This is a genomic window from Devosia rhizoryzae, assembly GCF_016698665.1.
Taxonomy (GTDB): Bacteria; Pseudomonadota; Alphaproteobacteria; order Rhizobiales; family Devosiaceae; genus Devosia; species Devosia rhizoryzae.
In genome coordinates this window covers 2,111,000-2,124,634 of the sequence record NZ_CP068046.1, presented here as the reverse complement: position 1 = coordinate 2,124,634, position 13,635 = coordinate 2,111,000, and the positions used below count along the sequence as shown (strand labels likewise).

The window sequence follows — 13,635 nt, the reverse complement described above, 5'->3', positions numbered from 1 at the left end:
TGCTTTTCGTCTCGGAAGACCCCCACCCAACCTCCCCCGTAAGGCGGGGGAGGAGCGGCGTTGTGCTCAACGCTGGATCGTGGGCTCGCACTGACCTTCTCCTCCCCCTTCTGCAGGGGGAGGCCGGGTGGGGGTACTTCAACCAAACCCCGAGCCTGCCGTGACCTTCACCCGCCTCTCCACCACCGCCGACCTGCCCGCCCACCTCCGCGGCGCCCATGTCGCCATCGGCAATTTCGACGGTCTTCATCGCGGTCATCAATCCATCATTGCGGCCCTCCGCGAACGCGCCCGCGCCGCCAACGCCCCGGCGCTCCTTTTGACCTTCGAGCCCCATCCGCGCGACGTTTTTGCGCCTGCGCCCTTTATGTTCCGGCTGACCCATGCCGACGCCAAGGTCCGGCTGGCCGAAGCCTTGGGTCTCGATGGCATCATTGTCCTTCCTTTCGATCGCGCCTTCTCGCAGACCGAGGCCGAGGACTTCGTTCAGACCATTCTCGTCGACCAGCTCGGCGTGCGCGGCGTCATCACCGGCTCCGACTTCCACTTCGGTCGCCAGCGCCGTGGCACACCGGCATTCCTCCGCGCCGAAGGCGAGCGCCTTGGCTTTGCCGTCGAAACGTTGGACCTAATGGACGAGGGCGACGAGCCGATTTCCTCCTCGCGCATCCGTGCTGCGCTGAGCGAAGGCGCCGTCACTGCTGCCAATAGGCTGCTTGGCTATCACTGGTTCTTCGATGGCTGCGTGGTGAAAGGCGACCAGCGCGGCCGCGAGCTTGGCTATCCGACGGCCAATACTCAGACGGCCAACGGCTTCCAGCTCGCGCAGGGCGTCTACGCCGTCCGCGCTCGCCTCGGGGATCGCCTGCTCGACGGCGTCGCCGCCTACGGCAAGCCCATGTTCGACAATCAGCTGCCGCCCTTTGAAACCCACCTCTTCGACTTCGACGAAGATATTTATGGCCAGACCATCCAGGTGGCGCTGGTCGGGCACATTCGCGGGCAGGAAGTATTCAATGGGCTGGACGAACTGATCGCCGCCATGGATCGCGACGGCAAGAAGGCCCGCGAGATGATCGCTGCAGCAGAGCCGCTTAGCACTCTGGACGAGCGGCTGGGCTTTTTCGCACGCTGAACCAGGCTTTAGTGGCGGAGGGAATCCACCACGGCCTTGAGCTTTGCCGCGCCTTCATCGGTGAACGTGCCGCGGCTGCCATTGACCGTCAGCAAGCCGGCCTCTTGTAGCTCTTCGACGCCTTTTGCGCTCGCCTTGTGACCTTGACCGTCATCGAGAGCCACCTCGCTGACGGCGTCGCCGCTTTCCAGCTGATGGTAGGCGGCAAAAGCGAGGATGGAGAGCGCCTGGTCGGACAATTGCATGGAAGAGCTCCTGTGTTCGACAGGAGAAATGCTTTGCCGAAGCTTTCGATCCGCAGCGGCAGGGGCAAGCCAGCCTGCCATGCGCCCAATTTTCTTTGCCCCGATCCGCCTCCCTTGCTACAACCCGCCGCAAATCTTCCCCGAAAGCCTTTTCTTCCATGAACGACACCGCAACCGGCGCGACCGAAACCGATTACTCGTCGACGCTCTTCCTGCCGGAAACCGAATTCCCGATGCGCGCCGGCCTGCCGGATCGCGAGCCCATCTGGCTCAAGCGCTGGGCGGACATGGACATTTACGCAATGCAGCGCGAGCAGGCCAAGGATCGCCCGCTTTTTACGCTCCATGACGGCCCGCCCTACGCCAATGGCAATATCCATATCGGCCACGCGCTCAACAAGACGCTCAAGGACATGGTCAGCCGGTCCATGCAGATGCTGGGCCACAACGCCGCCTATGTTCCCGGCTGGGATTGTCACGGTCTGCCGATCGAATGGAAGATCGAAGAGCAGTACCGCGCCAAGGGCAAGGACAAGAACGACGTCCCGGTGGTCGAATTCCGCCAGGAATGCCGTAGCTTCGCCGAACAATGGGTCGACATCCAGCGCGAGGAATTCAAGCGCCTCGGCATTCTGGGCGAGTGGGACAACCCCTACCTCACCATGAGCTTTGATGCCGAAGCCCAGATCGCGCGCGAGCTGATGAAGGTCTCGATGTCGGGACAGCTTTATCGCGGCTCCAAGCCCGTCATGTGGTCGGTGGTTGAGCGCACCGCGCTCGCCGAAGCCGAAATCGAATATGCCGACTACGAGAGCGACACGATCTGGGTCAAATTCCCGATCCTGACCTCCGCCGCCCCCCAGCGCTCGGGCACCTATACGCCCATCGCAGGCCCGTCCGTCTCCTATACGGCGGGCGGCGAACAGCAATTCGCCGGCGCTTCCGTCTTGATCTGGACCACGACGCCCTGGACCATTCCGGCCAACCGCGCGATCTCGTTTTCGAGCCGCATCAGCTATGGCCTCTACGAGGTCACCGAGGCCCCGGCCGAAAACTGGGCCAAGGTCGGTGAAAAGTACATCATCGCCGACAAGCTCGCTGCCGAAGTCTTCGCCAAGGCCAAGGTCAGCGGCTATGAAAAGCGCGCAAGCGTCACCGCCGACGAGCTCGACGGCATCACCACGGCCCATCCGCTTCGCGGTTTCGCCGATGGCTACCAATTTGACGTCCCGCTTCTCGATGGCGAACATGTTACCGACGATGCCGGCACCGGCTTCGTCCATACCGCGCCCTCGCACGGCCTCGACGACTTCGACATCTGGATGACCTCGACCCGCCTGCTGCAGGATCGCGGCATCGATCCGACCATCCCCTTCCCGGTCGGCGACGACGGTTTCTACACCAAGGATGCGCCCGGCTTCGACGGCGCCCGCGTCATCGACGACAACGGCAAGAAGGGCGACGCCAACCAGCGCGTCATCACCGCCCTTGCCGAGCGCGGCGCCATGGTCGCCCGCGGCCGCGTCAAGCATTCATACCCGCACTCATGGCGCTCCAAGAAGCCGGTAATCTACCGCAACACGCCGCAATGGTTCGTCTACATGGACAAAGCCACCGAAGGCGCCGAGGGCGACACCCTGCGCCACCGCGCGCTCAACGCCATCGACGCGACCAAATTCTACCCCGCTGCCGGCCAGAACCGTCTGCGTGCCATGATCGCCGATCGCCCCGATTGGGTCCTCTCACGCCAGCGCGCCTGGGGCGTGCCGATCACCGTTTTCGTGCACCGGGAAAGCGGCGAAATCCTCCGCGACGAAGCGGTCAATCACCGCATTGCGCAAAGTTTTGAGGAAGAAGGCGCCGACGCCTGGTACAAGCCCGGCGCGGCCGAGCGCTACCTCAGCTCGGACTATGCCGCTTCCGACTACGAGATGATCAAGGACGTCCTTGACGTCTGGTTCGATAGTGGCTCCACCCACGCCTTCGTGCTCCGCAACAAGCAGAAGTGGCCGCACCTGAAATTCCCGGCCTCGATGTATCTCGAAGGCTCGGATCAGCACCGCGGCTGGTTCCACTCTTCGCTGCTCGAAAGCTGCGCCACCAACGGCTACGCGCCCTATGACAGCGTGCTGACCCATGGCTTCACCATGGATGGCGATGGCAAGAAGATGAGCAAGTCCCTGGGCAACACCGTCGCCCCACAGGACATCATCAAGCAATACGGCGCCGATATCCTCCGCCTCTGGGTCGCCTCCTCCGACTATTCGGAAGACCTCCGCCTCGGCAAGGAAATCATCCAGACCACCGTCGACAGCTACCGCAAGCTGCGCAACACCCTGCGCTGGCTCCTCGGCAACCTCGCCCACTTCAAGGCCGAGGATGTGGTCGACGCCAGGGACATGCCCGAGCTGGAGCGGCTGATGCTGCATCGCCTTGCCCAGCTCGATGCCGGTGTGCGCAACGCCTACAAGGAATACGACTACCGCAAGGTGGTGACCCTCCTCACCAACTTCATGAATATCGAGCTTTCGGCCTTCTACTTCGATATTCGCAAGGACGCGCTTTATTGCGACCCGATCAGCTCGATCCGCCGCCGCTCTGCGCTCACCGTGCTCGATTACCTCTTCAATGCGCTGACCGCCTGGCTCGCCCCGATCCTGGTCTTCACCATGGAGGAATGCTGGCTCGAACGGCACCCCGGCGAAACCGAGTCCGTCCACCTGCGTCTCTTCCCCGAGATCCCCGCCGACTGGCTCGATGATGACCTGGCGCAAAAGTGGCAGCTCATCCGCGCCGTCCGCCGCGTCGTCACCGGTGCTCTCGAAATCGAGCGCCGCGAAAAGCGCATCGGCTCCTCGCTCGAGGCTGCACCGCAAGTCTTTGTCGCCGACGCCCGCTACCTCGTGGCGCTCGAAGGTCAGGACCTTGCCGAAATCGCCATCACCTCGGCTGTCGCACTCAAGCAGAACGAAGGCCCCCACGAAGCCTTCCGCCTCGACGACGTGCCCGGCATCTCGGTCGTGCCCGCCCTCGCCACCGGCAACCGCTGCGCCCGCTCCTGGAAAGTCCTGCCCGAAGTCGGCACCGACAAGGACTACCCGGACGTCACCCTGCGCGACGCCCAAGCCCTCCGCGAACGCGCCGCGGCTGGTCTCTAGCACTTCCCCTCTCCCCTTGCGGGAGAGGGTGCCCGAAGGGCGGGTGAGGGGTGGTCCTCAACGTCCATAGACCCCTCATCCGGCGCTGCGCGCCACCTTCTCCCGCGAGGGGAGAAGGAAGACGGAGAAGATTTCGGTGACAATTCCGGCTCACTCCCTTCGCAACCCGACCATCATCGCCTCCCTAATGGCGGCAATCATCGCCTTCGGGATCGATCGCGCGCAAAAAGGCTTCCACATCGCCGCCGAATGCTATGCCTTCGGCCAGGCGCTCTGCGTCCAGATCCCTTATGCCTATAATCCCTTGACGCTCACCGGCTGGCGCGGCGGCGAGGTGATCAGCGTCACGCCATTCTTCGACTACGTCCTCGTCTGGAATACCGGCATTTCCTATGGCCTGCTCGATGGTCTTCCCGTCTGGACCCTCGGCGCCGTCATGCTGGTTGCCATCGTCGCCCTATCGGTCTGGTGGTGGCGGACTAGTGTCTTCCTGGTCCGGCTCGGCCTTGCCTTCTGCATCGGTGGTGCTCTCTCCAATGCCCTCGACCGGCTGATCTATGGCGCAGTGGCCGATTTCTTCCACTTCCACTGGGGAAGCTGGTCGTTCTACATCTTCAACATCGCCGACATGGCGATTACCCTGGGCGTCATCCTGCTCTTCGCCGATCTTCTCGGCCTTGGCCGCAGGAAAGAAAAAAAGCCGGCATAATCACCTTGCTGCCAGAATCTGGTCTTAGCGCACACAATGCGCTATAGAAGCGCCGTTATCTTAAGGGATGAGTGCATGCACATTGCATTGTCGACCGCCGCCCGCTCGGGGCTCATGGCGCTGGGACTGCTTGCGACGCTCGCGCTGGGCGCCTGCACCACCGTCGAAGGCAATAATGCGTTCACCGATTTTGGCACCTTCGAGCGCGAAGTTCTCAACGACACCGCCCGTGGCGTTGGCCTCATCCCCGGCGCAGCGCCCAAGGAAGACCTGACCGCCGCCCGTGCGCCGCTGGTTCTGCCGCGCGGTGGAACCAATGCCCTGCCGGCTCCGACCACCCAGGTCGCCGCCGCTTCCCTGCCGGTCAACAGCGACACGGTTCAGATCGACACGACCGGCCTCAGCGCCAACGATATCGAGATCATGCGCCGGGCGCGGGTTGTCGATATGCGCACCCTTGGTGGCCGTCCGCTGACCGAGACCGAGGCCCGTCAGCTCACCGCACAGATGCAGCGCGCCAATATGCCGGTTACCGCCAACAGCCAGCGCCCGCTTTACCTGCCTCCGGCCGAATACTTCACCCAGGTCGGCGACGCCCAGCTGGTCTGCCGCTCGGCTTCCGGCGAGTTCGTTTCCTTGCGCGACGAGCGCTGCCCGGCCGATGTCCGTGCTGCCATCCAGCGCGGCTCCGGCACCGCATTGCAGCCATCGAACTCGATCAGCTCCGGCGCCGGCGCTGGCCTGACCCGGCAGGAAACGCGGCTCAGCCGCTAGGCTCTGGCGCCTCCCAAGCATTCCAGCGGCCGGAGCCATCCGGCCGCTTTCCATTTACCGCGCCGCCCGACGGAGCGCTTCGACGAAAAGTGGAAACCGGTTTTCCGCTTCGGAAGCGCGACCAGCAAAGAAGGGTCCCGCATGACAGAAAGCCTCGCCCATGAGCGACGATAAACAGCCTGAAACCATCGACCGCCTTGCCAAGGTCATTGCCCGCGCCGGCCTCTGCTCGCGCCGCGATGCCGAAGGCTGGATCACCGATGGCCGCATCAGCGTCAACGGCAAGAAGGTCATCACCCCGGCCTTCAACGTTACCGACAAGGACAAGATTGAAGTCGACGGCATGCCGCTGGCCGCGCGTCAGGGCACCCGCGTCTGGCTCTACCACAAGCCGGCCGGCCTCGTTGTGACCGAGCGCGACCCCGAAGGCCGCCCGACCATCTTCGAGGAATTCGAGAAGAAGGGCCTGCCGCGCGTCCTCACCGTCGGCCGCCTCGATATCAACACCGAAGGCCTGCTGCTGCTCACCAATGATGGCGGCCTCAAGCGCGTCCTCGAACTGCCCTCCACCGGCTGGCTGCGCCGTTATCGTGTCCGCGCCCATGGCTCGGTGACCCAGGCGCAGCTCGATGGCCTCAAGGATGGCATCACCGTCGAGGGCATCCAGTATGGCCCGATCACGGCGACGCTGGAGCGCGAGCAGGGCGCCAATGTCTGGCTCGTGCTTGGCCTGCGCGAAGGCAAGAACCGCGAAGTCAAGAATGTCCTCGGCTCGCTCGGTCTGGAGGTCAATCGCCTGATCCGCGTTTCCTATGGTCCGTTCCAGCTTGGCGATCTGCCCGAAAACGGCGTCGAAATGGTCAAGGCTCGCATGCTGCGCGATCAGCTCGGCAAGAAGCTCGCTGCCGAGGCCGGCGTCGATTTCGAAAGCGAAATGCCCGATCCCTTCGCCCAGCAGCCGCGCGAAGAAGGCTTCCGCGTTCGCTCGCCACGCGATCGCGACAGTTCGCGGCCCAACCCCGCCCGTGGCGCCACCCGCACGGCTCCTGGCCGCGGCGAGGAAGAGCGCTCGAGCAGCCGTCCGCGCCGTGTCCACTTCGAGGACGATGGCCGCGCGCCCGAAGCCTATACGCCCAAGCCGCAGAGCCGCGGCCGCACCGATCGCGACGATCAGCCAGCAAGCAGCTTCGGTAAGCCGGGCGGCGATCGTCCTGAGCGCGGCAGCTTCGGCGACAAACCAGCCCGCGGTGGATTTGGTGATCGCCCCAAACGCGATTTTGGTGACAAGCCCAAGCGCGACTTTGGCGATAAGCCACAGCGCAGTTTCGGTGACCGTTCGCAGCGTCCGACCGGCGATCGGCCGCAGCGTTCGTATGGCGACAAGCCGCAGCGCCCATATGGCGATCGCCAGCAACGCCCCTATGGCGACAAGTCGGCGCGCGGTAATTTTGGCGATCGTCCGCAGCGGCCCTATGGCGACAAACCGAACCGTGGTCCCCGTCCCGAGGGTGGTTTTTCTGATCGCCCGAAGCGCGACTTCGGTGATCGCCCGCAGCGCCCGTCCGGCGACCGGCCCAACCGCGGTCCCCGTCCCGAAGGCGGTCTTAACGATCGGCCCAAGCGCGACTTCGGCGATCGTCCGCAGCGGTCCTTTGGTGACAAGCCGAGAACCGGTCCGCGTCCGACCGACAAGCCTTATGGTGATCGTCCCCAGCGCCGCGACGGCGCTCCCGGCGCCAAATCCTTTGGCGGTCGTCCGGGCAGCAAGCCCTTCGGCGGCAAGCCGAGTGGCTCACGCCCCACAGGCCAGCGTCCGCAAGGTGGTCGTCCGACCGGCGGTCGTCCTGAGGGTGGCCGTCCACCCGGTGGACGCCCGACAGGCGGTCGCCCGTCCTCGGGTCCACGCCGTCCAACCGGTCGCTGAGCCAATAGTGTGCGTTCCCTCCCCCCGAAGGGGGAGGGTAGTGCAGCTAGGCCGCAGGCCATAGCGAAACTAGGGTGGGGTTAGCCGCAGCAGACCCTTGTCTCTGAAGGATCAACAAATGCGCATCGTCGCCGGCAAGTTTCGCGGCAAGACCCTGATCTCGCCGTCGGACGACAGCATCCGCCCCACCTCCGACCGCGCCCGCGAATCCATCTTCAACATCCTGGGCTCCCGGCTCGGTCCCAATCTCGACGGCCTCCGCGTCCTCGACCTTTTCGCCGGCACGGGTGCGCTCGGGCTCGAAGCGCTCTCTCGCGGCGCTGCGCACGTCACCTTCGTCGATACCGGCGTTGAAGCACGGGGCCTCATCCGCGACCACATCGAAGCCTTTGGTGCTGCCGGCATTACCAAGCTCCTCCGCCGCGACGCCACCGCGCTCGGCGTGCCCGGCACCTTTGGCCAGTTCGACCTCGTCTTCCTCGATCCCCCCTACAGACAGTCGCTCGGTGAAAAGGCCCTCGTCGAACTCGCGAACAATGGCTGGCTTGCTCCCGGGGCAACGATCGTTTGGGAAGAAGCCGCCACGGCAGAAGTCGAGGTGCCGCCGGGCTTCACCCTGGACGACACCCGAGAATATGGTGCCGCCTCGGTGCGCTTTCTGCGCTTCGGTTAAGCTCCCCTCATCCGCCCTTCGGGCACCTTCTCCCGCAAGGGGAGAAGGGGGCACCTTGCGCGACCAACCACCGGCTCTCCCTTCTCCCCTCGCGGGAGAAGGTGGCTCGCGCAGCGAGACGGATGAGGGGGCGTTTGGCCACGACGCTGTGTTCGAACCATCCCGGCCCCGCTCGTGTTCTCCTCTGTAAGGAGAATTTCATGTCAGAAATCACACGATCCGGCGGCTGCCTCTGCGGCGCGCTGCGCTACGAAGTGCGTGGCGAACCCTATAAAAGCGGTCTCTGCCACTGCGCCGATTGCCGCAAAGTCACAGGCTCGGCCTTCTTACATTATGCCGACTGGCGCCCGCATCAGTTCACCAGCACTGGCGAGTACAAGACCTTTGCAGGGCGCTCGTTCTGCCCCACCTGCGGGTCGCACACATTCAATCTCAGCGACGATCAGGTCGAGATCCATCTCGGCACGCTCGACGAGGCACCCAACAAGATCAGGCCCGAAATCGAAGGCTGGGCCATCCGCCGCGAACCCTGGCTCCCGGTCATCCCCAGCGTGCCGATGTTTCCCAGAGATCCGTGACTGACTTACCTCGCCCCTCCGGGGAGAGGTCGGCGCGCAGCGCCGGGTGAGGGGTTCAGGCGGCCGCCTTAAGGCACTCCGCACACCGTCCGCGGATTTCCATCGTGGTCTGCTCGACCTTGAATCCGGTGCCTTTCGCCCAGCCGCCGACGCGCTCCTCGATCACCGCATCGGCAAACTCGTCGACCTTCCCGCAGCTTTCGCAGATGGCGAAGGCGATCAGGCCCTTGCGGTGGCAATGGACGTCCGCACAGGCGACAAAGGCATTGAGCGACTCCAGCCGATGCGCCAGCCCACGCTCAACCAACTTCTCCAAAGCGCGATAGACCTGTAATGGTGCCCGCAAGCCGTCGCCGCGCAACCGGTCCAAAATGTCGTAGGCGGAAAGCGGGGCAGGGGCATGATTGAGCGCCGCGAGCACCAGGCCCTGATTGCGCGTCAGGTCTGCAGGGATCGTGTGCTCATGCGCCATTGATTTCTCTCCTGCCAAAAAGTCGTTCCGTCGGCACCGCCAGCGACACCAGGAACACAGCCAGCGCCATCACCACGATCGAAGGGCCGGATGCAGTGTCCCAGGTCAGCGACCCGAAAAGGCCACCGATCACCGCCACTGCCCCCAGCACGGCCGCGACCAACGCCATCATTTCCGGCGTCGCACTCAGGCGGCGCGCCGTGGCCGCCGGAATGATCAGGAGAGACGTAATCAGCAAAACGCCGACGAGCTTCATCGCGATGGCGATGACCGAGGCCATCAGCAGCATGAGGATGATGCGGCTCACTTCGGGCTTCAGCCCCTCGGCCTCCGCCAGTTCCGGGCTCACCGTCGCCGCCAGCAGCGGTCGCCAATTGAGGAACAGGATCAGGATTATGGCGATCCCCCCCCCATAGATCACAAAGATATCCTCGGCCGACACGGCAAGGAGGTCGCCGAACAGAAAGCCCAGGAGGTCGATGCGCACCTGCGTCAGGAAGCCGACAATGACCAGCCCGACGGCAAGGCTCGAATGGCTCAAAATGCCGAGCAGCGCATCGGTGGAAAGCGTATTCTGCCGCTGCAGCAAGAACAGCGCCCCCGCCACCAGCGCCGCCACGGCAAAGACACCGAGCGTCATGTTGACCGACAGCAGAATCGAAAGCGCCACGCCCAAAAGCGCCGAATGCGCCATCGTATCCCCAAAATAGGCCATGCGCCGCCAGACGACGAAACAGCCAAGCGGCCCCGTCACGCCCGCAAGACCCACGCCAGCGATCAGCGCGCGGGAAAAGAAATCACCGAACATGGGAGTGCTCTTCATGCTTATGGCGATGATGCTCGTCCCCCACCACGCATCCATCCGCATGATGTTCGTGATCGTGATGATGCTCATAGATCGCGAGCCCATTCCGCGCGCCGAACAGCCGCAGATATTCCGGGCTTTGCTTCACCATGCCCGGCGTGCCGCGGCAGCATACATGGCCATTGAGGCACAGCACCGTGTCGGTCTCCGCCATCACCACATGAAGGTCATGGGAAATCATCAGGATGCCGGCCTGGGTCGTGTCGCGGATCTGCCGGATCAGCGCGTAGAGCGCTTCTTCCCCGGAAAAGTCGACGCCCTGCACGGGCTCGTCCAGAACCAGAAGATCGGGCTTGCGGATCATTGCCCGCGCAAACAGCACGCGCTGGAACTCGCCCCCGGAAAGTTCCTGCACCGCCGCCCGCCGCAGACGCGTCGCACCCACCGCCTCGAGCGCCATGCCGATCTCGCGGTCTTCATGCCGTCCCGTCAGCGTCATCAGCCGCTCCACGGTGAGCGGCAGCGTCCAGTCGATCGAAAGCTTTTGCGGCACATAGCCGATGGTGAGCCCGGCCTTGCGCCAAACGGTCCCCATGCTCGGCTTCAGCACGCCCGTCACCATCTTCGCCGTCGTGGACTTGCCCGATCCATTTGGCCCGATCAGCGTCACGATCTCGCCCCGACCAATCGTCAGGTCCACGCCCTCGACAAGCGTTCGTCCGCCGCTGCGCACTCCCGCACCGGACAGCGTGATCAGCGTTTCCTTCGATGGCTTTTCGAGCATCGGACCTAAAGCTCCTTGACGTCTCCAAATACGTTATAGCATAACACCGCCGCAAGCGTAATAACATAACATATCACCGATCGAGGCGACCCATGAAAACCTTCACCCTTGCCGCCCTGGCGCTCCTGGCATCCACCAGCCTCGCCACCGCCGCACCGCAAGTGGTGGCCTCCACCAAGCCCATCCACTCCCTCGTGTCCGCCGTCATGGCCGGTGTCGCCGGGCCAGCGCTCATCGTCAAAGGCGCCGCCTCCCCACACACCTATTCGCTCCGCCCATCCGACGCCGCATCGCTCGAATCAGCCGACATCGTCTTCTGGACCGGTCATGGCATGGAGCTCTTTCTCGCCGATGCGCTCGAGACGCTCAGCACCAATGCCGAAGTCGTCGAACTCTCCGAAGCGCCCGGCATCTCGCTCCTGCCCATCCGCGAAGGCGGTGCCTTCGAAGCGCATGAACATGAGGATCATGACCACGATCACGAGGGCCATGATCACGACCACGATCATGACCACGACGAAGGCGACAGCGACATGCATTTCTGGCTCGATCCGAGCAATGCCCAGGCTATGGTCGGAGAAATCGCCCGCGTGCTGATGGAAGCCGATCCGGAAAATGCCGAAACCTACGCGGCCAATGCCGAAGCCGAACTGGCGACCCTGACGGACCTCGAAACCGAGCTCACCGCGACCCTGGCGCCTTTGGCTGACAGGCCGTTCATCGTCTTTCACGATGCCTACCAATATTTCGAAGCCCGCTTCGACCTCGCCGTGGCCGGTACCGTCACCGTCTCCCCCGAGGCCATGCCAGGCGCCGCCCGCATCGATCAGTTGCGCACAAAGGTCTCCGAACTGGGCGCCACCTGCGTCTTCGCCGAACCAAATTTCGAGCCGGCCATCGTCCAGACCATCGTCGAAGGCACCAGCGCCAAGGCCGGCACCCTGGACCCCGAAGGCTCCGCCCTCGCTGAAGGCCCCGACCTTTACTCCCAGCTGCTCCGCAATCTCGCTACCGGCCTCGTCGACTGCCTGAGCTAGCCACCACCGAGCCGCTCCACCCTTGCCTGCCTCCCCTTAGGGAAGGGAATTAGGGTGGGGTGGAGCAGCGCCTTACGACTTGTGTGCTTTGCTCCTCGCCCAGTGAAACTTGGGCGGGGGTCACTCCCGCCTTAAAACGTAACGTTCTAACATATCGGAAACTTCATGCATAAACTCGTGCCTCTGCTCCTCACCACGGCTTTCATCACGCCAGCCCTCGCTGACGAAACCACCGCCTATCGCCTCTTCATCGGCGACCACACCGAACCCAAGCTCACTGCTCTCGATTGGACGACCGGTGACGCCGTCGCCACCTTCCAGCTCAAAAGCCCCGCCACCCTTTACACCACCGGCGACGCCGTTTTCGCCATCCAGGGTGCCGGCAACCAGGTCTCCGCCTTCACCACCGGCATTTCCATTGACGACCATGGCGACCACGGCGACATCGCCATCACCGACCCCACCGCTATCGAAGCAACCCTTGGCGGCGCCAAGCCCGCCCACTTCGTCGAACACGGTGGCCAAGCCGCCATGTTCTTCGACGGCTCCGGCCTCGTCACCCGCTTCGATCCGACCGCCTGGGCCAGCGGCACGCTCGACACCACAGAATTCAACAGTGGCACCGCCCATCATGGCGTCGCCGTGCCATGGGGCGACTTCACGCTCGTCTCCGCCGCCAATGCAGACGACGAAAAGAAGCCCCGCCTCGGCCTCGACGTCCTCGACGCATCCGGCGAAAAAGTCGGCGACACCCATGCCTGCCCGGACCTGCATGGCGAAGCAAGCTCCGGAAACACCGTCATCGTCGGTTGCGGCGATGGTCTCCTCGTCGTCACCAACTCCGGCGTGCCGCAGATCGAAAAACTCGATTATGCCGGCCTGCCCGAAGGCAAGGTCACGGCGCTGATCGGCGGCATTGGCCTTCAATATTTCCTCGGCAATTACGGGGCCGACAAGGTGGTGCTGATTGATCCCAGTGAAGCCGAACCCTACCGCCTCATCGACCTGCCCACCCGCCGCGTCCACTTCGTGGTCGATAACCTGCGGCCAAAACTGGCCTATATCTTCACCGAAGACGGCAACCTGCATCAGCTTGACGTGGTCAAGGGCGAAATTACCAAGACGCTAAAGGTTACCGAGCCCTATTCGATGGATGGCGAGTGGAGCTTGCCGCGACCGCGCCTAGCCGTTGCCGGCAACGACATTGCCGTCACCGATCCACTCGCCGGCGTCGTGCACCTGATTGATGCCGAAAGCTTCACGCCGAGCCGTGACCTCCCGGTCGATGGCACGCCCTATACCATTGTCGCCGCCGGCGGTTCCGGCGCCGTCCACTAGACG

Annotated in this window: 13 protein-coding genes; 9 read left to right on the top strand and 4 right to left on the bottom strand. The window is 63.9% G+C overall.

Going from position 1 to position 13,635, the window contains the following annotated elements:
- Positions 1 to 160 precede the first annotated feature (160 nt).
- The gene (locus JI748_RS10565) at positions 161 to 1,135 is read left to right on the top strand and encodes a bifunctional riboflavin kinase/FAD synthetase (RefSeq protein WP_201630257.1); all 975 of its coding nucleotides are present in this window, start codon (positions 161 to 163) and stop codon (positions 1,133 to 1,135) included.
- Between the two features lie 8 nt (positions 1,136 to 1,143).
- Here JI748_RS10565 and JI748_RS10560 read toward each other — a convergent pair whose 3' ends face one another.
- Positions 1,144 to 1,380 carry a hypothetical protein gene (locus JI748_RS10560; RefSeq protein ID WP_201630255.1) on the bottom strand — a complete coding sequence of 79 codons (237 nt, stop codon included), beginning with the start codon at positions 1,378 to 1,380 and terminating at the stop codon, positions 1,144 to 1,146.
- A gap of 158 nt (positions 1,381 to 1,538) precedes the next feature.
- Between JI748_RS10560 and ileS the strand changes: the two genes are divergently transcribed.
- The 6 genes from ileS to JI748_RS10530 all read left to right on the top strand — a co-directional run bounded on the left by ileS (position 1,539) and on the right by JI748_RS10530 (position 9,196).
- Positions 1,539 to 4,538: an isoleucine--tRNA ligase gene (gene ileS / locus JI748_RS10555; protein WP_201630253.1), complete on the top strand. Its 3,000-nt coding sequence runs from the start codon at positions 1,539 to 1,541 to the stop codon at positions 4,536 to 4,538.
- A 136-nt stretch (positions 4,539 to 4,674) separates the two neighbouring features.
- Positions 4,675 to 5,247, top strand: a complete 573-nt coding sequence (gene lspA, locus JI748_RS10550; RefSeq protein ID WP_233280493.1) for a signal peptidase II — start codon at positions 4,675 to 4,677, stop codon at positions 5,245 to 5,247.
- A gap of 75 nt (positions 5,248 to 5,322) precedes the next feature.
- On the top strand, positions 5,323 to 6,021 hold the full coding sequence (locus JI748_RS10545; protein WP_201630251.1) for a hypothetical protein: 699 nt from the start codon (positions 5,323 to 5,325) through the stop codon (positions 6,019 to 6,021).
- A 160-nt stretch (positions 6,022 to 6,181) separates the two neighbouring features.
- Positions 6,182 to 7,945 (top strand): pseudouridine synthase, encoded by a 1,764-nt coding sequence (locus JI748_RS10540; protein ID WP_201630249.1) that lies wholly within the window; start codon positions 6,182 to 6,184, stop codon positions 7,943 to 7,945.
- 103 nt (positions 7,946 to 8,048) lie between these two features.
- Positions 8,049 to 8,618 (top strand): 16S rRNA (guanine(966)-N(2))-methyltransferase RsmD, encoded by a 570-nt coding sequence (gene rsmD / locus JI748_RS10535; RefSeq protein ID WP_267911615.1) that lies wholly within the window; start codon positions 8,049 to 8,051, stop codon positions 8,616 to 8,618.
- A gap of 200 nt (positions 8,619 to 8,818) precedes the next feature.
- Positions 8,819 to 9,196 carry a GFA family protein gene (locus JI748_RS10530; protein ID WP_201630238.1) on the top strand — a complete coding sequence of 126 codons (378 nt, stop codon included), beginning with the start codon at positions 8,819 to 8,821 and terminating at the stop codon, positions 9,194 to 9,196.
- Positions 9,197 to 9,251: 55 nt separating this feature from the next.
- On the opposite strand, the gene JI748_RS10525 is transcribed toward JI748_RS10530, so the two are convergent.
- Genes JI748_RS10525 through JI748_RS10515 form a run of 3 tightly spaced genes read right to left on the bottom strand, consistent with a single transcriptional unit; the run spans position 9,252 to position 11,257 of the window.
- Positions 9,252 to 9,668, bottom strand: a complete 417-nt coding sequence (locus JI748_RS10525) for a Fur family transcriptional regulator (protein ID WP_201630236.1) — start codon at positions 9,666 to 9,668, stop codon at positions 9,252 to 9,254.
- On the bottom strand, positions 9,658 to 10,476 hold the full coding sequence (locus tag JI748_RS10520; RefSeq protein WP_201630234.1) for a metal ABC transporter permease: 819 nt from the start codon (positions 10,474 to 10,476) through the stop codon (positions 9,658 to 9,660). Before JI748_RS10520 ends, JI748_RS10525 begins: the two co-directional genes overlap by 11 nt.
- A complete protein-coding gene (locus tag JI748_RS10515; RefSeq protein WP_201630232.1) occupies positions 10,466 to 11,257 on the bottom strand; it encodes an ATP-binding cassette domain-containing protein in 792 nt (263 codons plus the stop codon). The genes JI748_RS10520 and JI748_RS10515 overlap by 11 nt, the downstream gene beginning before the upstream one ends.
- A 92-nt stretch (positions 11,258 to 11,349) precedes the next feature.
- On the opposite strand from JI748_RS10515, the gene JI748_RS10510 reads away from it, so the two are divergent.
- Both JI748_RS10510 and aztD read left to right on the top strand, forming a co-directional pair.
- On the top strand, positions 11,350 to 12,294 hold the full coding sequence (locus tag JI748_RS10510; protein WP_201630224.1) for a zinc ABC transporter substrate-binding protein: 945 nt from the start codon (positions 11,350 to 11,352) through the stop codon (positions 12,292 to 12,294).
- Positions 12,295 to 12,459: 165 nt separating this feature from the next.
- Positions 12,460 to 13,632 carry a zinc metallochaperone AztD gene (aztD, locus tag JI748_RS10505; protein WP_201630217.1) on the top strand — a complete coding sequence of 391 codons (1,173 nt, stop codon included), beginning with the start codon at positions 12,460 to 12,462 and terminating at the stop codon, positions 13,630 to 13,632.
- The last annotated feature ends 3 nt before the right edge of the window (positions 13,633 to 13,635 follow it).